The sequence below is a fragment of the Aestuarium sp. genome (genome assembly GCF_023253315.1).
Taxonomy (GTDB): domain Bacteria; phylum Pseudomonadota; class Alphaproteobacteria; order Rhodobacterales; family Rhodobacteraceae; genus Marivivens; species Marivivens donghaensis.
Map to the genome: position 1 here is coordinate 226,976 of NZ_JALRGW010000001.1, position 19,112 is coordinate 246,087.

Genomic DNA, 19,112 nt, shown 5'->3' on the forward strand with positions numbered 1-19,112 from the left:
CATTATGTCCCAAGATATTCGCACCAAAGCCGAGGCCAGCTTGGCCAATGTTGAAAAAGTGACCGCCGTTGTTTTGGCAGAACCGGGAACAGAGATTGTGGCCTTGGATCAGGCCGACGAGACCACCAGCGCGGAGATCACAAAACGCATTTCCGAACTGGATATGAGCGATACCAACTCCATCGTGCGCTTTGGTTCGTCCGCTCAGGCAGAGCTGCAGGAAATCTCGCAATCGATGCTGCAAGGCGTCCGCAACAAGGACGTTGGCCCCGCAGGTGACAGCCTGCGCAACATCGTAACCACGATCCGTGGGTTCTCGGTCTCTGAACTGGATGTGCGCCGCGAACGCACCTTCTGGGAAAAACTGCTGGGCCGCGCCGCACCGATGGCGAAATTCGCGGCTCGTTTTGAAACCGTTCAGGGCCAGATCGACAAGATCACCGATGATCTGTTGATGCACGAACATACCCTACTCAAAGACATCGAAAGCCTTGATGTGCTCTATGAACGCACGCTGACCTTCTACGATGAACTCGCGCTCTATATCTCTGCGGGCGAGGCAAAACTGAAAGAACTGGACGAGGATACCATTCCCGCCAAAGAAGCCGAAGTTGCTGCAGCCCCCGAAGGTGACGGTGTGATGGTTGCCCAAGAACTCCGCGACCTGCGCTCTGCCCGCGACGATCTGGAGCGCCGTGTGCACGACCTGAAGCTCACCCGTCAGGTCACAATGCAGTCGCTGCCGTCGATCCGTCTGGTTCAGGAAAACGACAAATCGCTGGTGACAAAGATCAACTCGACCCTCGTGAACACCGTGCCGCTCTGGGAAACCCAACTGGCACAGGCTGTCACCATCCAACGCTCTGCCGAAGCGGCCAAAGCCGTTCGCGAGGCAAACGACCTGACCAACGAACTGTTGACTGCCAACGCTGACAACCTGCGTCAAGCGAACAAGGTCGTTCGCGAAGAAATGGAACGCGGCGTGTTCGATATCGAAGCGGTCAAAAAGGCCAACGCGACCCTTATCGCGACGATCAACGAAAGCCTCGAGATTGCCGACGAAGGCAAGCGTAAACGTGCCGAAGCAGAGGTTGAACTGCAGCGTATGGAGTCCGAACTCAAAGAGACTCTTGCCAGCGCCAAGGCACGCGGCAATGCTACTGGGTACAACATCGGCACTTCGACAGGCGCATAAATGAACGGACGGGGACGGCGATTTTCTATGGCAGCGGCTGGGCTTATGCTCGCTGCATGTGTGGACATGCCGTCCCCACCTCCGACAACTGCACCGCCTGAACCCGTAGCCCCTTCGCCAGAGGCGGAGTTGGAGGGCCCATCGCAGCAGAGCCAACTTCTGTCGCTCTACTATCAGCGCCTCGAACGAAATGCGCTGGCCCAAGGGTTGATGCGAACGGATGACGGGCACGTTGACGCGCCCTTTACCGACACACAACTGACCGCGAATTTCATCCGCATTGCGCTGTTTGACGAATACACGACCAGTGGCGGCTCGCTTCGGGCACGTGCCACGTCGTCGGCGCTGCGGCGCTGGGATCAACCGATCCAGATGAACGTGCAGTTTGGCGCGAACGTGCCGTCTGACATCATCGCGTCCGACCGTCGTTATATCACGTCCTTTGCATCGCGGCTGGCCTCCATCACGGGTCTGCGCATTAATCAAGTCAGCAACGGCGGCAATTTCCACGTCCTGATCCTGAACGAGGACGACCGACTCGCGGCGGGTCCCTTGATCCGCAGCTTGATCCCGTCGATCGACGACAGTTCGCTGCGCTATGCGGTGAACCTGCCGCGCGATCAGTTATGCGTCGTGATTGGCACCTTCAAAGCCGACGGCCACACCTACCAAAGCGCGGTTGCGATCATTCGCGCCGAGCATCCAGAATTGATGCGGCAGTCATGCTATCACGAGGAACTGTCGCAGGGGCTTGGCCTTGCCAACGACAGCCCGCGTGCGCGTCCGTCGATTTTCAATGATGACGACGAATTCGCGCTGCTCACCCGACACGACGAACTTTTGTTGAAGATACTTTACGATCCGCGCCTCAGCACTGGCATGACCGAAGCCGAGGCCACACCCATCGTCCGCCAGATCGCAGCAGAGCTGGTCGGCGGACCTGTGTAATTGAAAGGAGCCTCGTATGGGCATTTTGGATTTTCTGTCCGGTCAATTCATCGACGTTATTCATTGGACCGACGACACCCGCGACACGATGGTTTGGCGGTTTGAACGCGAAGGCCACGAAATCAAATACGGTGCAAAGCTGACCGTCCGCGAAGGTCAGGCCGCGGTGTTCATTCATGAGGGGCAACTGGCGGATGTGTTCCAGCCTGGTCTCTACATGCTTGAAACGAACAACATGCCGATCATGACCTCGCTCCAGCATTGGGACCACGGGTTCCAATCGCCGTTCAAGAGCGAGATTTACTACATCAACACCACCCGTTTTTCGGACCTCAAATGGGGCACGAAAAACCCGATCATGCTGCGCGACCCTGAGTTTGGCCCGACCCGTATTCGCGCCTTTGGCACCTACACAATCAAGGTGTCTGATCCTGCGAAATTCATGACCGAAATCGTCGGCACCGACGGCGAATTCACAATGGACGAGATCAGCTTCCAAATCCGCAACATCATCGTCCAAGAATTCAGCCGTGCGATCGCATCGTCAGGTATTCCAGTTCTGGATATGGCCGCCAACACAGCCGATGTGGCGGCCTTGGTAAACAAGGCCATCGCGCCAACCATCGCGGCCTATGGCCTTGAAATCCCTGAGTTCTACATTGAAAACATCAGCCTGCCAGAGGCGGTTGAGGCAGCGCTCGATGCCCGCACGAGCCGTGGGATCGCTGGTAATCTGGATGACCACATGAAATGGCGCGCAGCAGAGGCGATGGGCAATCCGGCCTCTGGTGCGGGTTCGGCTATGGCAACAGGCATGGGCGCTGGTATGGGCATGGCCATGGGTCAGGCAATGTCGGGTCCGTGGGGCGCTGTTCCACAAACCGCTCCGCAGGTCGCCCCTATTGCGCCTCCGCCGCCGCCCGTCGAAAAGGTCTGGCACATCGCGGACAAAGGCGAAACCAAAGGCCCGTTTTCTAAGGCATCACTGGGCCGCATGGCTGGTGACGGCGCATTGACTCGCGAAACACTGGTCTGGACCGCTGGTCAGGACGGCTGGAAACCTGCGGGCGATACAGAGCTCGCACTTTTGTTCACCGTCGCACCGCCCCCGCCGCCGCTGCCGTAATTAGGCGGACCGCCGCCCCTGTGCGTCGTCCATGGATTTCCACGCGGATAGAGCGGTGGCTAGATCATCGCTCATCCGACGAAAATTGGCCGAATGGATTTTATCCAATGCGACCTGAAAGTCACCGACAGCGATATCCAGTGCAATATTCCCAGCCATCATATGGAACGCCGCATGAAGCCTGCGGACATGGTGAGGACAGGGTTGGAGTTGATCGACTTTTGGCCGAGCATAGAACCATTCCCCAAAGGCGCAGCGGTCGTCTCGACAGATCGTCCCGACAGGCAAATCGCGGTTTTTATCCGTCGCGGCCTTTGACAGGCGGTTTTTCCACTCAGCATGTGCAGCCAATGCAGCATCAATCTGCGCCGCATCAATTTTCGCCCCGGTTTTTATCGTCATACACGGACACCTTTGTTACTCGTGACTGTAGAACGGGTCAGCAGACCACTATATTAGTGGCACAGCCCAAGGATTTCGAATGACTGTTCAAGAACACCGTTTTCCCTGCGAACAATGCGGCGCTGACCTGCGGTTTGACCCAGTTCAGAACAAATTGGTCTGCGATTTTTGTGGGCATAGCGAGGCTGTGGAAAAGGGCGACTATGCGGGCACGGCGATAAAAGAGTTGGATTTTGAACAGGCCATCCGCCATCAACTCCCCCAAGCCGAGATCGAAGAAACCCGTGTCAGCACCTGCCCCAACTGTGGGGCGCAGGTGGAAATTCACGAAAAAGATCACGCTGTTGAATGCCCGTTCTGTGCGACGCCTGTGGTGACGGACACGGGCACCCATCGTCACATCAAACCCAAGGCGTTGTTGCCGTTCGGGCTCGATGAAAAGCAAGCGCGCGATGCGATGACGAAATGGCTGGGCCAGTTGTGGTTTGCGCCGAACGGATTGCAGGAATATGCCCGTAAGGGTCGCAAGCTCAACGGTATCTACGTCCCCTACTGGACCTATGACGCGGATACAAAGTCGAGCTACACAGGCGAACGGGGTGACGATTATTACACAACCCATCGCGTTGTTCGGAACGGGAAATCTCAGACTGTGCGCCAGCGTCACACCAAATGGCGGCGTGCCTCTGGGCGCGTGGCGCGGTTCTTTGACGATGTGCTGGTGCTTGCGTCCAAATCGCTGCCGAAACGCTATACGGACGGGCTTCAGCCGTGGAACCTGTCCGAGCTTCAGCCCTATTCGCCCGATTTCCTCGCAGGGTTCCGTGCCGAGGGCTATCAGATCAGCCTTGAGGAAGGCTACACCGAAGCCCGCGCCTATATGGATGCGATGATCCTTCGGGATGTGAAATTCGATATCGGTGGTGACCGTCAGAAGGTGCATAGCATCAACACCTCGATCAGCGATGTCACCTTCAAACACATCCTTCTGCCCGTTTGGTTGGCAGCCTATAAATATCGCGGGAAAACCTATCGGTTTGTGGTCAACGGTCAGACGGGCAAGGTGCAAGGCGAACGCCCCTACTCTGCTTGGAAAATCGCCTTTGCTTCGATCATAGGTCTGATTGTCGCGGCAGGCGTGGGATACGTTGTAGCGCAGAACAAGTAAGTTTAATCAGATGACTTGACTAATTGGTGTTTTAGAGGCACCCAGAGGTCCACTGTTAACGCTACCAGATGAGGCCCGAAATGATCCTGTGCTGCGGTGAAGCCCTGATTGATATGTTGCCCCGCACCTCGACCGAGGGTGAGGCATGCTATGCTCCCTACGCGGGTGGTGCTGTGTTTAACACCGCGATTGCGCTGGGTCGTTTGGGTGCAGAGACGGGTTTCTACTCTGGCATCGCGCAGGACATGATGGGCGATCTGCTCACCGAAACGCTCGTCAATTCAAAGGTCGACACCTCGGCTGTCGTCTATTCGGACCGCCCCTCGACCGTGGCCTTTATCAAACTGGTAGACGGTCAAGCGACCTATGCGTTCTACGATGAGAACACCGCAGGCCGCATGTTGTCCAAGGACGATCTGCCGACCGAGGTCACAGCGGATACCCTGTTCTTTGGCGGCATCTCGCTGCCCGTCGATCCCTGCGGCGCAACCTACGAGGCGCTCTGCCATCGCGAGGCCGCAAACAAGGTCATCATGATCGACCCGAACATCCGTCCAGGCTTTATCCGTGATGAGGCCACCTACCGCGCACGGATTGAAGGTATGCTGTCCGTGGCCGACATCATCAAAGTGTCCGACGAAGATCTGACGTGGCTCTTTGGCGAAGGCGACATGATGGATCACGCAAAGAAGCTGATCAGCAACGGGGCAAAACTCGTTTGCATCACCGAAGGGGCCAAAGGTTCTTACGGTATCACCGCCGAGAACGTCGTTTTTGTCGAAGCGCAAAAAGCGACCGTTGTGGATACTGTGGGTGCTGGTGACACGTTCAACGCGGGCGTTCTGGCGTCCCTTCAGTCGGCCGGCAAACTGACCAAAGCTGCCGTCGCTGAACTGGACGAGGACACAATCCGCACCGCCCTATCGCTGGGCAACCGTGCCGCCGCCGTGACCGTCAGCCGCGCTGGCGCTAACCCACCGTGGAGCAATGAACTGTGAGAGCCCTCGTTCAACGCGTATCCGAAGCATCAGTCAAAATCGACGGCGAAACCGTCGGCGAAATTGGCCATGGGATGCTCGTACTCGTTTGCGCGATGGACGGTGACACAGACGAAAAGCCGGCCAAACTGGCGGCAAAACTGTCCAAGATGCGCATCTTCAAAGATGACGAAGGCAAGATGAACAAATCGCTGGTTGATGTGGGCGGCAGCGCCCTTATCGTCAGCCAGTTCACCCTCTCTGCCGATACCTCGCGCGGAAACCGCCCCGGATTTTCGACCGCCGCCCGCCCCGACGAAGGCGAACGTCTCTATGAGATGTTCAAGGACGAGGTCGCGAAACTCGGCATTCCGACGGCCTGCGGTCGCTTTGGCGCGGACATGAAAGTGTCGCTGATCAATGACGGCCCAGTAACGATCTGGACCGAGGTTTAACAAAACCATTGCGCGAACTGGGGAATCGCTGCTAACCAGCGTCCCATGTCGATCCTGATGAAGAAAACCATGACCAAGATGACCACCGCTCTGGCGGGGGACGTTTTTGCATGGTCTGATCGGATCTAAGCAAAACAAACCCCGCCGGAGACGGATGGGGTTTCAGCGACACAGCCAAAGCGTTCCCAATCCGCCTCCTCTGAAAAAAGAGTGAGACTATGAACGTGCATGTTGAACCGCCCTACGCCGCCCCAGTCGTTGCCATTGTTGGCGCAACGGGTGCTGTCGGCATCGAATTGATCCGCAGCCTAGAGAGCCTTGGATTTCCCGTATCCTCTCTTCGTCTGTTGGCCTCTGCCCGTTCGGCAGGTCAGCGCATCGCCTTTCGCGGCAACGACCTGATCGTCGAAGAACTGACCGAGCAGAGCTTTGCTGGCTGCGATATTGTGTTCTTTTCTGCGGGCGCAACGATCTCGCGCCGCTTTGCGCCGATTGCGGTGCGGGCGGGCGCTGTGGTGATCGACAACTCGTCCGCATTCCGCATGGACCCAACCGTTCCGCTGATCGTGCCAGAGGCCAACGGTCGCGCGCTCACTCCACATGCGGGCATCATCGCGAACCCCAACTGCGTTGCCGCAATTGCCACGGTTGCCCTCGCCCCGCTTCAACGCTGCTGGTCAATCTCGCGCCTCAACATCGTGACCTATCAATCCGCTTCAGGCGCTGGTGCCGCCGCGATGGAGGAACTGCGTGACGCGACCGCCGCTGCCCTAAACGGCGAGGCCCATTCCCCGACCGTCCTGCCGCATCCCTACGCCTTTAACCTCTTTAGCCACAACGCCGAGATTGATCCCGAAACGGGTTACAATGGCGAAGAACTGAAGGTCGTTGAGGAAACCCGCCGCATCCTCGCCCATCCGCGTCTGCCCATTGGGATCACCTGCGTGCGCGTTCCTGTACTTCGCGCCCATTCGCTCGCGATTTCGGTGCGGTTTGATCAGTATGTGTCGCCGGAGTCCGTGCGTGCACAGTTGGAAAACGCTGCGGGTGTTCGGCTTGTCGATAACCGTGACGCGAACCATTTCCCGATGCCGTCCGAAGCCTCAGGGATTGAAGACGTTCTGGTCGGCCGCATTCGCACGGACCTCGGTGATCCGACGGGCCAAACCATCGCGATGTTCGTATCGGGCGATCAGTTGCTCAAAGGGGCTGCGCTGAACGCGGTGCAGATTGCGGAAACGCTGCTCACTCAGACCGCTAAAGCGGCCTGAGATGAATAAGGTCACGCACGGCGGCGCAACAGGCTCAGCACAAACAGAGCCGCCGCCGTGCAGACAATCGACGGGCCTGCTTGGGTGTTGAGGGTAAAGGACAACCCCACTCCGCCAAGCGCGGCAATGATCCCACAGATGACCGCAATGACCGCCATCGCTTCGGGTGTGCGGGACAGGTTACGGGCTGCGGCGGCCGGAATGATGAGGAGTGCGGTGATCAAAAGCGCGCCGACGACCTTGATCGACACGGCCACAACGCCTGCAAGTAGGAGCGTGAGGATAAGCTGTTCACGACGCGGATCAATACCCGCCGCATAGGCCAGATCGGGCGACACCGTTGCGGTTAGCATCCGCGACCAGCGCCACGCGAGGACGCCCACGACCACAGCCGCGCCACCCCAGATCACCGCCAGATCTGTCTTGCTCACCGTCAGGACATCGCCGAACAAATAGGTATCCAGATCAACCCGCGCCGAGGGCACCAGTGCGACCGCCAAAAGGCCCAGCGCCAAGGCTCCGTGAGACAAGACGCCCAGCACCGTATCGGCAGCAAAGCCGCGCCCTGTCAGCGCCCAGAGGCCGACCGCCATCAGCACCGCCACAACACCCACGCTGCCCAAGATCGACACTTGAAATCCCAGCGCAATCGCCACACCCAAAACCGCCGCGTGGGCGGTCGCATCGCCGAAATAGGCCATCCGCCGCCAGACAACGAACGACCCGAGGAACCCCGCCGCAACCGCCGTTCCAACGCCCGCGAGTGCCGCACGCATAATGAAATCGCTGAGCATCAGTGTGCGTCCTCGTGATGGCAATGGGGATGATCGTGGTCATGCCCGTGGTCGTGATCATGGCGATAAAGCGCGAGCGCCCCTTTGGTCCCTGTGCCGAACAACTGACGATATTCAGGCGCAGCGGAAACGACCTCTGGCGTGCCTTCGCAACAGACGTGACCGTTAAGGCAAATCACACGGTCCGAGGCGCTCATCACAACGTGAAGTTCGTGGCTCACCATCAGAACCGCACAGCCGAGGCTATCGCGCAAGTCTTCGATCAATTGATAAAACGCCGCCGACCCCGGTTGATCAAGGCCCTGCGTCGCCTCATCCAGCATCAGAATATCAGGTGACGACAGGATCGCTCGTGCCAAAAGAACCCGCTGGAACTGTCCGCCTGACAACCCGTCCAATGGGCGTGTGCCGATCCCCGCAACGCCCGTTCGCGTCAACGCGGCTTCGGCCTCGGCATCCGTGACCCGCGTCGGCAGGTCCAAGAACCGCCGCACCGTCATCGGCATCGTCGCGTCCACATGCAGTTTCTGCGGGACGTATCCGATCTTTAGCCCAGCCTTGCGCACCACCTGTCCAGAGGTCGGCTGCAGCGCCCCAATGAGCGTGCGGAGGAGCGTCGATTTTCCCGATCCGTTAGGACCGACAATGGTGACAATCTCGCCCTTGTGGATGGCAAAGCTGACGTTGTGCAAAACCGTCGCCGCACCATGGCGGACGTGGATGTTCTGTGCGGTCAAAAGGCTCATGAGTGGTCCTCTTGGCATGCGGGGCACAGGCCCTCGGCCTCGATCACGGTCTGTTCGATGCTAAAACCGCTATCCCCGATTGCGTCCGATAGAACGGACGGCGCGGTTTCGGCTTCGGCGACCTTGTGACAGGCGCGGCAAATCATGAACGCGGGATCATGGGTCGCACCGGGATGTGTGCAGGCGACAAAAGCATTGAGCCGTTCGATCCGATGCGCAAACCCCTGTTCAACCAGAAACCCAAGCGCGCGGTAAGCCACGGGGGGCTTAGACCCCAACCCTTCGGTCGTGAGCCGTGCGAGGACATCATAGGCCCCCAACGCGCGATGGGATTCGAGCAATATTTCAAGAACCCGACGACGCACAGGCGTGAACTGCGCCCCGCGTTCTGCACAGGCGTTTTCAGCCGCCTGAAGCGCCGAATGAATACAACTGGTATGATCGTGCGGCGCAAAACCGCTGATTTTATGGGGCATGGCATCTTGTTATGTTATAACATCACCAGTATATCGACGCCGACCTGCAACCACAAGAGGCCCCGATGTCGATTCGTCTAGCTACCGCACTTTCCCTCGCCGCCACATCCCTACAGGCAGAGCCGCTCCGCATTGTGACGGATACAGCGCCGATACAGTCGATGGTTCAGGCCGTCGTGGGGGATCTGGCAGAGGTGGAGGTTCTGCTCCCTGCAGGGGCAAGCCCGCATGACTACGCGATGCGCCCATCGGATGCGATTGCGTTGGAAAATGCGGATGTTGTGGTCTGGGTTGGGCATGGCCTCACCCCTTTCCTTGAGGACCCGATTGAGACACTCGCCAAGGACGCCACGGTCGTTGAATTGTTGGACACCGAAGGTTGGCTTCCGATTGAACTCGACCACCATGACGATCACGACGAACATGACCACGGCGCCGTTGATCCCCACGCGTGGCTCGCCCCTGATGTGCAGAGCGCTTGGGTCATGACGCTGGCTAATACGCTCGGCCAATTGGACCCTACCAACGCAGCCACCTACCAGTTTAACGCGGCCACACAGACCACGGCGATTATCGAAACCCAATCCGCTGTTGAGGACCTGCTCGCCGATGTGCGCGGCGGACAGTATGTCGTGTCACATGATGCTCTGGGATATTTCGAACGGGCCTTCGACATGCCTGCCGCGGGCGCAATCACGATCAGCGATGCCTCGGCACCGGGGGCTGCGCGTATCATTGAACTCCGCCAGATCATGCAGGATTTGGACGTGACGTGTATCCTCGTTGACCCGCAAACCTCCCCGAAATGGGCGCAGGTCGTGGCCGAGGGAACAGGAGCCAAGGTCGCGATGGTCGACCCCCAAGGTGCGGCCCTCCCCGATGGTCCGATCCGCTCCACTGGGATCATGCTGGATATTGCGACGGTGCTTGCGGACTGCCTCAAAGAATAGGCGCCAGAGCATTCGTATGCTCATAAGCAAGTTGGTCACCTTTTTGCCGTATTGCTCGATACACCCGAGCATGAGGCAAAGAGGCACCAATGGACGAACCCAAACAGAACGACCGCCGTATTCAGATTGAAACGGCAGCCTATGGTTTGTTGTCGCTCAAGGGCTACAAGGCGACCTCTATGCTCGAAGTTGCCAAACGCGCAAAGGCGTCGAACGAAACGCTCTATAAGTGGTATGGCAACAAACAGGGTCTCTTCCTGTCGATGGTCGAACGCAGTGTGGCTGCGTCCCGCGAACTGCTCGTTTCCAGCCTCGAAGGGGATCAGGACCTCGCTGCGATCCTCGATACCTTTGGGCCTCAGCTGCTCCAGATGTTGACGAGCCAGCGCACGATTGTGCTCAACCGTGCTGCGGCGGGCGATGTGCATGACACGGGTATGCTGGGCCGCACGATTACCGAAGGTGGACGCGATGCGATCCTTCCGATCCTCGCGCAGGTATTCGACCTTTCAGAGCCTAAGGGCATGACGGGCTATGAAGCCGCAGAACTCTACCTCGACATCTTGATCAGTGACCTGCAAATCCGCCGCGTGATCGGCGTTCTGCCAATGCTGTCAGAGACAGACGTCAAAGCGCGCTCTGACCGCGCCCGCGATATCGTCCTGAAACTGATCGCTTAACCCTGCGCTGCGATCCACGCGGGCAGTTCAGCAATCGACGGTAAGACCACGTCGGCATGGGGTGCCAGTTCTGGCGCCTCTGCAAGTCCCGTGAGCACTGCCACTGTGCGCATTCCTGCCGCCCGTCCCGCATGAAGGTCATGGGTGCTGTCCCCCACCATCACGCAAGCCTCAGGCGCAAGCCCCGTCGCCTCGCAAAAGGCGATCAACTGACCCGCTGCGGGTTTCCCACCAAAGCCACTATCGTAGCCTGCGATAAAGTCGAACCGATCCACCACATTCGACGCAGCGAGGTGCGCCCGTGCAGGTGCCTCGGAATCGTTCGTCGCTACGCCGAGCTTTAGGCCCATACCGCGCAACCCATCCAGATAATCGGCTAAAGGTGCCGCTTCTACCTGTGGTGCTGTGGCGGCGCGGGCATTCATGCGGGCGATCAGCTCAGCTTTGGGCTGGGGCGGCAGATACGGCATGATCGCATCGGCAACCTCTGAGGCGGTGCTGGCAATCACAATGCTGTCTTTGCGGAACCTACGGTTCGCCATGTCGTAGCCCATCACATCCGCCAATTTCGCCAAACGCACAGGATCGTCGCCCACTTCTTCGGTCAAAAGACCAAGCGTCCACGCCCCCCACGTCGCATTGAAATCATAGAGCGTGCCGTCTTTGTCAAAGACGACGCCTTGGATGGCAGTCATGGCTGTTCCTCAGGTCCAGTGGACGTTTTCAGCGCCAGGCAGTGCGTATCGCGCCTGAAGCGGGGTTTCGTAGGGCAGTTCCAGCGCATCACACATCTGCACGACCCACTCATCATCCATGGTCAGAAAATCGAGAACCGAGGCGAGAAATGCTGGTTCCGTGGCCTGCGTGCGGATGTCATCAATCGACGCCCCCGTTGCGCCCAAAAACACAGGACACAGGTCATCATTTGCGGCCAACCAGCCAAGGGCCCGAAGGGCGATTGTCTCTGCCTGTTCACGGTTCATTTGGAATTCCAACGTCTGTGCAAGAGTTTCTTAACCATTTTCGCCGCATCCTTAACCCACAGCCGTGGAGAACCAGAATGGCGGGACGAATCCTCATCATCGATACAGTTGCCACGAACCGCATCGTGCTCAAGGTCAAACTGGCCTCGGCGCAATATCAGGTGACACCCTGTGCCAATGTTGCAGAAGCCCATGAGGCGATGAACGAGGGTGGCTTTGACCTCTGCCTGATCGAGATGACCCAATTGCCCCCTGCCCTGCGCGAATTTTGTCAGGATCTACGGGACACGGCGGACACCCGTCATATCCCGATCATCGCCACGGGATATTTCGACAACCCTGCACAGCGGCTCGACGCGTTGATCTGCGGGGCGGATGACGTGCTGGAAAAACCGATGTCAGATCAGATGCTCTTGGCCCGTATCCGCAGCCTATTGCGCGCCCGTGCAGCGGACGACGAATTGCGGCTGCGTGATGATACCAGCCGCGCATTGGGCTTTGCCGAAACGACGGAGGTTTACGTGGCGGCGGGCGCTGTGACCCTGATCGCGTCCCAGCCAGAGCAGTCAGCGACGCTCTGCCGTGAACTCGGCGCGGCGCTCGCAGCCTCGGTTCATCAAAAAACACCCGAAGATGTGCTCATGGCCCAAGGCAAGGTGCCTGATCTCTTTATCATCGACGCACGCGGGTTCGACCCTGACACCGATGATCGCCAGTTGTTCCGCCTCATTGCTGATTTGCGGAGCCGCACAGACACGCGCCATGCCGCCCAACTCCTGATCACCCCCAACGCGGGAAGCGACCTGTCCCCTATGGCGCTCGACATTGGCGCGAATGATGTGGTGCCGTCCCATGCGAGTGCCGCCGAAATCGGCCTGCGTGCCCGTAAACTCATTCGGCGCAAGCAACGGATGGCGCAATTGCGGGACACGGTTCAAACGGGGTTAAAGGCCGCGGTGACCGATCCACTAACGGGGCTCTACAACCGCCGCTACGCGATCCCGCACCTTCGCGCCATGGCTGAGCGTTCAAAATCCACAGGGCGCAGTTTCGCGGTTATGGCGCTCGACATTGATCATTTTAAACTGGTGAACGACAGCTTTGGCCATAGCGCTGGGGATCGGGTCATTGCGGGGGTTGCTGACATTCTACGGGATAACTTGCGTAGCGTGGATCTGGTCGCACGGATCGGCGGCGAAGAGTTCCTGATCGCCCTCCCCGACACGCCCGTTGAACAAGCCCGCAAAATGGCAGAGCGTATCCGCGACATCGTGCAGAACACGCCCCTATCGATTGGTTCTGGAAAAATGCCCGTGGGGGTTACGCTGTCGATCGGCGTTGCCTTGGGCATGGGTGACGACGGTGATGTCACCGACGTCATCGAACGCGCAGATGCGGCCCTCTATGACAGCAAATCATCGGGCCGCAATGCGGTGACACTGGCGCGAACAGCGGCCTAGCGGCGGTCACCGCCATGTCTCAATTCGCGCTCTAAACGATCCGCAAACCGTGCCCGTTCGTCGCTGTCCATCGCTGTGATCCGATTGAGCAGTGCCTGCTGACCTGCCTCCATCGCGTTGCTGGCACGGGCGCGCTGTTCGGCAAACATCGTTTCAATCGCGGCAGGGTCAAAGTCGTCGGCGCGAACAACCGCCAAGAACCCCTCCATCGCGGCGATGCGGTCCTCGTAGCGGGGCGGACGAATGTCGTGGCGTCCGCGTAGTTCGGACCGAATGGCACGACGGTCGTCATCACCCAAAGCATTCGCGAACGGCCCGATGGTCATATCGAATCCGCCGAACGGCCCCGGTGCGCGGCCTTTCATAATGCCGCCAGCCACGACGCCGATGATCATCACGTTGAGCGCAAGCGAGGCGATCAGCAGGATACGCAGACCCGGACGCATCCGGCTCTTTGGTTTATCGGTGGTCATAGTTAACCCTCCAATCCGAGAATATCTTCGGAGGCGAATAGCGATACATCAACGCTATCGGCCCAAATTACATCTGTCACAGAGCTAAGGCTCGCAGGCGGGGAAATCCCGATCCACACGCCCGCCGCAGCCGCCGCCGCCAGACCAGAGGCTCCAGCCCATCCGCCCAGCGCGGCCCACAGCGAAGCCACGAGCGAACGGCGTTCCTCTGTCGGCAAAGTGACCTGTTCAAACCCATCGGCCACGTCGTCAATGTCGGCAAAGAGACGCGCCATGAAATCATTGTGCGGATCGGGGTCAGTCGTCCGCGCAGAGGCGAACAGATCATCGAGTTCAAGATCGGTCAGGTCAGTCCGTTTATCGGTCATCATCAAACCCCAATTCCGCTTTGCGCCCAGCGAGTATCGCTGCAAGGGCGCGTTTTCCACGAGACGTCAGGCTCTCTACGGCCTCAACGCTTATTTCCATAATCTCGGCAATCTCAGGATTACCAAGCCCTTCAAGGTGACGCAAAGCCACCGCTTGCGCCTGTCGGTCAGGCAAGGACGCCAAGGCATCCGTCAGCGCCTTTTGGCGCGCATCATCTTGCATTCGGTCCGTCACACTTGGCGTCGGGTCCTCGGGTTCTGCGATCTGATCAATCCCGACATTGCGGTTGCGCCGCCGCAGTCTGTCAGTGCAAAGGTTCGCCACAACACGGTAGAGCCAAGTGGACACCTGCGCCTCACCCTGTCGCCACTCTGGTGCGATTTTCCACAACCGCATCAGCGCGTCTTGGACCACGTCCTCGGCCTCGGCACGGTCGGTCAACATGCGGTAGGCCTGCCCCAAGGCGCGGGGCGTCAATCGGATCGCCAACAGGCGTGCCGCCGCGCGGTCACCATTGGCGAAAGCCACCAAGAGCGCTCCGTCTGGCGCGCCATCATATTGATCAAAGGCCATATCCATTAACCGTCAGGGGTATCTGGTCTTTTCGAATGCTGCAATCAGTGGCCCACCTGTTTGGCAGGCCACCGACGCTATTCTAGCGATTAGTGGCTTTGGCGACCAAAGAACCCACCGCGCTCGTGATCACCGTGGCCTTCGCCACCACGCTGCATCCGCTGACCCATCTGGGCCTGCGCGGTTTGGAATTCTTCGGCCGTCACTGTGCCATCCGCATCCGCGTCGAGACGTGCGAACATCATCGCCAGACCCTGACCGCTGTTCGGCTGAAGCTCTTCAGCAGACAAAACGCCGTCACCATCTGTGTCACGCTCTGCGATCATCATCTGGGCGCGGTTCGCAGCCATCTGCTCCATCTGGGCGGTGACCATTGCGGCAACTTCGTCTTGGCTCAGGGTGCCCGAACCATCGGTATCCGCTTCTGCAAACTTCGCGGCTGGCATCGCTTGCAGTTCTTCCAAGGTCAGAACGCCGTCACCGTCGGTATCAAGCGATGCAAAATCCATCGGCGCCTGCATCATACGGCCACCCATTCGACCGGCATCGTCGCCGCGACCAAAGCCAGCAGCCGAAACAGAGGTAGCAGCAAGACCAGCAACAACTGCCGCAATGATAAGTTTGGTTTTCATTTTTGTATTCCTTTTCGAGGTTTCTCCCCAAGGCCCTCAACTGCCTGGGTTGACCTTAATACGGGGCAGCTTTGACTTTCCGTCGCAGATTTTTTCGGCACGCCTCAGAGGCCTTTGCGACATCGGGCCGCAAGGACCGATTGCCCTCTTTATTTTTTACGACGAAAGGATCAGGAAGGGGTCTACGCCAAGGAGAGCTGCATGACTCAACACGTCGAAGCCATCATCGAAGAACGCGACACCAAGACAGCGGTGCTGCGTGGTTTGCGTCGCAAGTGTCCCTCTTGTGGCGAAGGACATATGTTTGTGGGCTACCTCAAGGTTGCCGACCAATGCCCTGTCTGCCGTGAAGAGCTTTCGCATCACCGCGCTGACGATGGCCCCGCCTATCTGACCATCCTGATCGTTGGTCACCTGATGGGTATCTTGATGCATGTGATCTTTATTCAATTCCGCCCCGAACCTCTGGTCATGGCAACTGGATTTACGGTTGGCTGTGTTGCGCTGTCGCTCTATCTTCTTCCGAGGTTCAAGGGCTTCATTGTTGCGATGCAATGGGCGAAACGCATGCATGGGTTCGGCAACGCCTGATCCCGAAAGGGAACACGATGGACAAATCCGCACTCCGCAACGCTGCAACAATCATCGTAATCCGTGATCGTTTGACCAATCCTGCGGTCCTCATGGGGCAGCGCGGATCCTCTGCGGCGTTCATGCCAGACAAGTTCGTTTTTCCAGGTGGCGCGATTGATCCGAACGATGGGCTGGTGCCGATGGCCGCGGACTTGTCAGAGCCAACACAGTCCCGCCTGAACGAAGACAGCGACCTCACCGCCACCACGATCATCGCCGCAGCCATCCGCGAATTGTGGGAGGAAACAGGACAGATCATCGGGACAAAGGGCGACTGGCCTGACGCGCCGCAAGGCTGGCGTGGCTTTGCCGCTGCGGGCTATCTACCTGACCCGTCTGGTCTAGAGTTCGTCTTCCGCGCCGTCACGCCCGAAGGTCGCCCTCGTCGCTTTGACGCGCGGTTCTTGCTCGTCGATGCAGAACGGCTCGCCACGGACCCCGACGATTTTTCTGGGGCTGAGGACGAATTACGCCACCTGCAATGGGTGCCGCTGGATCAAGCGCGCAGCTTTGACCTGCCCTTTATCACAGAGGTCGTTTTGGCCGAGATTGCAAAGAACCTGCACAACGCTGGCGCGCCCGACCTCGTTCCTTTTTTCCGCAACGATGATGAGGCCCATCTGGTCACGCGACTGGGCGGGAAATCCCCGTTCGATCAGTAACGCAGCAGATAGTCCGTCTTATATCCGTTGAAGTCGAGCATCGTGACCGCAGCGCGATAACGATCCGCGCTGATCGTGTCCCGCGCAAGGATCGCGCCCATTGATCCGTCAGGTGTGCCGATAACGGCGGCTTGACCATCTTCGGCCAGCCAGAGCACCCACATCGGATCGGCATCCACTGTGTATCGCCCCTGCCCCAGATACCGCGCTGGGCCGCCCGCATAGGCATTCCCACCCGAACAGCCCGTCAGGATCATCGTGCGATCAACGGAAAGAACGGGGTCACAATCGGGGGTATCGGCATTGGGAAACCCAGCAACGACACGCCAGTTCCCTTCAAACGAAGCGGGATCAAACACCGCCCGCGAGGCAATCGGAACATTGCGGTCCCGATAGCTGGTTATGGTTTCTGGCCCTGCCTTTGCACAGGCAATCAGGCTCGTACAGAGGACGGACAGGGCCAGAAGGGATTTCATCAGTAGGGCATCGGGTGCTGGCGGTGAACCGCGTCGATCTCTTTCATCACCTCATCCGAGAGCGATACCTGATCGCCCGCGAGAAGATGCGCCAACTGCTCTGCCGTCGTCGCACCAAAGATGGCCGAGATCGGGAACGGACGGCGGCGCTGCCACGCCATCGCCATATGCACGGGATCGATACCATGTTTGGCCGCCAGATCGAGGTAGGCTTGGGTCGCGGCAAAGGCACGGTCGGTCTTGCGTCCGCCCAGATCACCGTTGAGCGACAGACGCGACCCTTCGGGCACTGCGCCGTTCTGGTATTTGCCTGTCAGAAGCCCAGCAGCCAAAGGCGAATAGGACAACAGCGTGATGTCTTCGTGCACGGAAAGTTCCGCCATATCGGTGTCATAGAGGCGGCACAAAAGCGAATATTCGTTCTGCATCGTCGCCATCCGCGGTAGGCCATGTTTTTCAGCCAAGGCCAGCCACTTCATCGTGCCCCAAGCGGATTCATTCGACAGACCAATCGCCCGCATTTTGCCAGCTTTCATCGCACGATCCGCCGCTTCGAGCGTTTCGATCATATTGGCCTCAACCTTTGCGGTGTCCTGTTTGGACGGATCAAAGCCCCAGTTCTGACGGAAGTGGTAACTACCACGGTTCGGCCAATGCAATTGATAGAGGTCGATGTAATCCGTCTGCAGGCGCGACAGCGTTACATCGAGCGCCTCTTCGAACGATTTTCCATTATACCCACCGGGGCGGAACCCACTGTCACCGCAAATCTTAGAGGCAACGACAACTTCGCTACGACGGCCCGTCGCGGCGAACCAATTGCCGAGAACCTTTTCGGAATCGCCCATCGTCTCTTTCAAGACAGGGTTCACTGGATACATCTCTGCAACGTCAAAGAAATTGATACCCGCCTCAAGCGCCATATCCATCTGTCGAAACGCGTCGTCTTGGTCTGTTTGGCGGCTATAGGTCATCGTGCCGAGGCACCAATCAGAAACTTCGATACCCGTCCGGCCGAGTTGCAGCATGTTCATGTGGTAAATCCCGCGTAGAAAATTGTTAGCGCAACCCTAACCGTCCCGCCCGTCGGCGCAACCCCTCAGGCGAGGTGATGACTCTGCGTTAGTGCACAGAAAAAGGGCGCCCTGTTCGGCGCCCTTTGGATCGGTTTGTATTAAAATGCGTAGGTCGTGCCGACGCGGATGTTGGTCACATCAGACTGACCGCTATCCATCATGTCGCGGATGACTTCGACACGCAGATCGGTCTTTGCGCCAATCTCGTAGTCGAGGCCTAGGCCAAAGTTTAGGCCATCCGCGCTGCCGCCACTGTCGAGGTCATAGTTGGTGTAGCCCAGACCACCCATCAGAGCGATCACGCCCGTGTCATGACGCGCCATCGCACGCAGACGCAGCGCACCGTAGTCGCCATCATTGGTCAGGCTGTAGTCGACTTCGGGGCCGAACGTGACAGCGCCAGCGCCGAAACGCATACCGCCCAAAACGGTGATACCTAGGCTCGCGTCGCCCGAATGGGGGTTCGCATAATCAAAGGCGCCGCCAGCATAAATGTCTTGTGCCGAGGCAAATGCACCTGCGCAGCAGAGGGCTGCAGAGAGGAGAAGGGTTTTCATTGGGTTGTTCCCGATTTTAATGAACTGCTC

The 19,112-nt window shown here is 58.6% G+C and carries 25 protein-coding genes; 12 read left to right on the forward strand and 13 right to left on the reverse strand.

Annotated features, from left to right (window positions below):
• Positions 1-4 precede the first annotated feature (4 nt).
• From AC1QQ2_RS01170 to AC1QQ2_RS01180, 3 genes are read left to right on the forward strand one after another with little or no spacing between them, the layout of a single operon-like run.
• Entirely contained in the window at positions 5-1,195 is a 1,191-nt protein-coding gene (locus AC1QQ2_RS01170) for a toxic anion resistance protein (RefSeq protein WP_479711761.1), read from the forward strand.
• On the forward strand, positions 1,196-2,143 hold the full coding sequence (locus AC1QQ2_RS01175) for a DUF2927 domain-containing protein (protein ID WP_479711762.1): 948 nt from the start codon (positions 1,196-1,198) through the stop codon (positions 2,141-2,143).
• Positions 2,144-2,159: 16 nt separating this feature from the next.
• On the forward strand, positions 2,160-3,269 hold the full coding sequence (locus AC1QQ2_RS01180; RefSeq protein ID WP_479711763.1) for an SPFH domain-containing protein: 1,110 nt from the start codon (positions 2,160-2,162) through the stop codon (positions 3,267-3,269).
• On the opposite strand, the gene AC1QQ2_RS01185 is transcribed toward AC1QQ2_RS01180, so the two are convergent.
• Positions 3,270-3,671: a CZB domain-containing protein gene (locus AC1QQ2_RS01185; RefSeq protein WP_479711764.1), complete on the reverse strand. Its 402-nt coding sequence runs from the start codon at positions 3,669-3,671 to the stop codon at positions 3,270-3,272. It abuts the gene before it with no gap.
• A 79-nt stretch (positions 3,672-3,750) separates the two neighbouring features.
• Between AC1QQ2_RS01185 and AC1QQ2_RS01190 the strand changes: the two genes are divergently transcribed.
• The 4 genes from AC1QQ2_RS01190 (at position 3,751) to AC1QQ2_RS01205 (ending at position 7,542) form a co-directional block, all read left to right on the forward strand.
• Positions 3,751-4,839, forward strand: a complete 1,089-nt coding sequence (locus AC1QQ2_RS01190) for a TFIIB-type zinc ribbon-containing protein (protein ID WP_479711765.1) — start codon at positions 3,751-3,753, stop codon at positions 4,837-4,839.
• A gap of 80 nt (positions 4,840-4,919) precedes the next feature.
• Positions 4,920-5,837, forward strand: a complete 918-nt coding sequence (locus AC1QQ2_RS01195) for a carbohydrate kinase family protein (protein WP_479711766.1) — start codon at positions 4,920-4,922, stop codon at positions 5,835-5,837.
• Entirely contained in the window at positions 5,834-6,271 is a 438-nt protein-coding gene (gene dtd / locus AC1QQ2_RS01200) for a D-aminoacyl-tRNA deacylase (RefSeq protein WP_479711767.1), read from the forward strand. The genes AC1QQ2_RS01195 and dtd overlap by 4 nt, the downstream gene beginning before the upstream one ends.
• A gap of 218 nt (positions 6,272-6,489) precedes the next feature.
• Positions 6,490-7,542 (forward strand): aspartate-semialdehyde dehydrogenase, encoded by a 1,053-nt coding sequence (locus AC1QQ2_RS01205; protein ID WP_479711768.1) that lies wholly within the window; start codon positions 6,490-6,492, stop codon positions 7,540-7,542.
• A gap of 11 nt (positions 7,543-7,553) precedes the next feature.
• On the opposite strand, the gene AC1QQ2_RS01210 is transcribed toward AC1QQ2_RS01205, so the two are convergent.
• Genes AC1QQ2_RS01210 through AC1QQ2_RS01220 form a run of 3 tightly spaced genes read right to left on the reverse strand, consistent with a single transcriptional unit; the run spans position 7,554 to position 9,558 of the window.
• A complete protein-coding gene (locus AC1QQ2_RS01210) occupies positions 7,554-8,336 on the reverse strand; it encodes a metal ABC transporter permease (RefSeq protein ID WP_479711769.1) in 783 nt (260 codons plus the stop codon).
• Complete coding sequence (locus AC1QQ2_RS01215; protein ID WP_479711770.1) at positions 8,336-9,082, reverse strand: ATP-binding cassette domain-containing protein; 747 nt, start codon at positions 9,080-9,082, stop codon at positions 8,336-8,338. Before AC1QQ2_RS01215 ends, AC1QQ2_RS01210 begins: the two co-directional genes overlap by 1 nt.
• Complete coding sequence (locus AC1QQ2_RS01220; protein WP_479711771.1) at positions 9,079-9,558, reverse strand: transcriptional repressor; 480 nt, start codon at positions 9,556-9,558, stop codon at positions 9,079-9,081. Before AC1QQ2_RS01220 ends, AC1QQ2_RS01215 begins: the two co-directional genes overlap by 4 nt.
• A 65-nt stretch (positions 9,559-9,623) precedes the next feature.
• Here AC1QQ2_RS01220 and AC1QQ2_RS01225 point away from each other — a divergent pair, with 65 nt between their 5' ends.
• Together AC1QQ2_RS01225 and AC1QQ2_RS01230 are read left to right on the forward strand one after the other, a co-directional pair.
• Positions 9,624-10,508 carry a zinc ABC transporter substrate-binding protein gene (locus AC1QQ2_RS01225; protein ID WP_479711772.1) on the forward strand — a complete coding sequence of 295 codons (885 nt, stop codon included), beginning with the start codon at positions 9,624-9,626 and terminating at the stop codon, positions 10,506-10,508.
• Between the two features lie 89 nt (positions 10,509-10,597).
• Positions 10,598-11,188 carry a TetR/AcrR family transcriptional regulator gene (locus AC1QQ2_RS01230; protein WP_105234707.1) on the forward strand — a complete coding sequence of 197 codons (591 nt, stop codon included), beginning with the start codon at positions 10,598-10,600 and terminating at the stop codon, positions 11,186-11,188.
• On the opposite strand, the gene AC1QQ2_RS01235 is transcribed toward AC1QQ2_RS01230, so the two are convergent.
• Positions 11,185-11,883 carry an HAD family hydrolase gene (locus tag AC1QQ2_RS01235; RefSeq protein ID WP_479711773.1) on the reverse strand — a complete coding sequence of 233 codons (699 nt, stop codon included), beginning with the start codon at positions 11,881-11,883 and terminating at the stop codon, positions 11,185-11,187. The two genes, AC1QQ2_RS01230 and AC1QQ2_RS01235, sit on opposite strands and share 4 nt — an antisense overlap.
• Before the next feature lie 9 nt (positions 11,884-11,892).
• Entirely contained in the window at positions 11,893-12,171 is a 279-nt protein-coding gene (locus tag AC1QQ2_RS01240; protein ID WP_105234705.1) for a DUF3572 domain-containing protein, read from the reverse strand.
• Between the two features lie 77 nt (positions 12,172-12,248).
• Here AC1QQ2_RS01240 and AC1QQ2_RS01245 point away from each other — a divergent pair, with 77 nt between their 5' ends.
• Positions 12,249-13,631 carry a diguanylate cyclase gene (locus AC1QQ2_RS01245; RefSeq protein ID WP_479711774.1) on the forward strand — a complete coding sequence of 461 codons (1,383 nt, stop codon included), beginning with the start codon at positions 12,249-12,251 and terminating at the stop codon, positions 13,629-13,631.
• Here AC1QQ2_RS01245 and AC1QQ2_RS01250 read toward each other — a convergent pair.
• The 4 genes from AC1QQ2_RS01250 to AC1QQ2_RS01265 all read right to left on the reverse strand — a co-directional run bounded on the left by AC1QQ2_RS01250 (position 13,628) and on the right by AC1QQ2_RS01265 (position 15,678).
• Entirely contained in the window at positions 13,628-14,104 is a 477-nt protein-coding gene (locus AC1QQ2_RS01250) for a periplasmic heavy metal sensor (protein WP_479711775.1), read from the reverse strand. The genes AC1QQ2_RS01245 and AC1QQ2_RS01250 overlap by 4 nt on opposite strands.
• A gap of 2 nt (positions 14,105-14,106) precedes the next feature.
• On the reverse strand, positions 14,107-14,472 hold the full coding sequence (locus AC1QQ2_RS01255) for a hypothetical protein (protein ID WP_479711776.1): 366 nt from the start codon (positions 14,470-14,472) through the stop codon (positions 14,107-14,109).
• Complete coding sequence (locus tag AC1QQ2_RS01260) at positions 14,462-15,052, reverse strand: RNA polymerase sigma factor (RefSeq protein ID WP_479711777.1); 591 nt, start codon at positions 15,050-15,052, stop codon at positions 14,462-14,464. Before AC1QQ2_RS01260 ends, AC1QQ2_RS01255 begins: the two co-directional genes overlap by 11 nt.
• Before the next feature lie 83 nt (positions 15,053-15,135).
• Positions 15,136-15,678, reverse strand: a complete 543-nt coding sequence (locus AC1QQ2_RS01265; protein WP_438987475.1) for an EF-hand domain-containing protein — start codon at positions 15,676-15,678, stop codon at positions 15,136-15,138.
• Positions 15,679-15,879: 201 nt separating this feature from the next.
• Here AC1QQ2_RS01265 and AC1QQ2_RS01270 point away from each other — a divergent pair, with 201 nt between their 5' ends.
• Entirely contained in the window at positions 15,880-16,269 is a 390-nt protein-coding gene (locus AC1QQ2_RS01270; protein WP_105234699.1) for a DUF983 domain-containing protein, read from the forward strand.
• Between the two features lie 17 nt (positions 16,270-16,286).
• Entirely contained in the window at positions 16,287-16,973 is a 687-nt protein-coding gene (locus AC1QQ2_RS01275; RefSeq protein ID WP_479711778.1) for an NUDIX hydrolase, read from the forward strand.
• Here the strand turns inward: AC1QQ2_RS01275 and AC1QQ2_RS01280 are convergent.
• The 3 genes from AC1QQ2_RS01280 to AC1QQ2_RS01290 all read right to left on the reverse strand — a co-directional run bounded on the left by AC1QQ2_RS01280 (position 16,967) and on the right by AC1QQ2_RS01290 (position 19,082).
• On the reverse strand, positions 16,967-17,449 hold the full coding sequence (locus AC1QQ2_RS01280; RefSeq protein WP_479711779.1) for a lipocalin/fatty acid-binding family protein: 483 nt from the start codon (positions 17,447-17,449) through the stop codon (positions 16,967-16,969). The genes AC1QQ2_RS01275 and AC1QQ2_RS01280 overlap by 7 nt on opposite strands.
• Positions 17,449-18,483, reverse strand: coding sequence for an aldo/keto reductase (locus tag AC1QQ2_RS01285; RefSeq protein ID WP_249945410.1), 1,035 nt, complete (start codon positions 18,481-18,483; stop codon positions 17,449-17,451). The genes AC1QQ2_RS01280 and AC1QQ2_RS01285 overlap by 1 nt, the downstream gene beginning before the upstream one ends.
• A gap of 140 nt (positions 18,484-18,623) precedes the next feature.
• Entirely contained in the window at positions 18,624-19,082 is a 459-nt protein-coding gene (locus AC1QQ2_RS01290) for an outer membrane beta-barrel protein (protein WP_249945409.1), read from the reverse strand.
• Positions 19,083-19,112 lie beyond the last annotated feature (30 nt).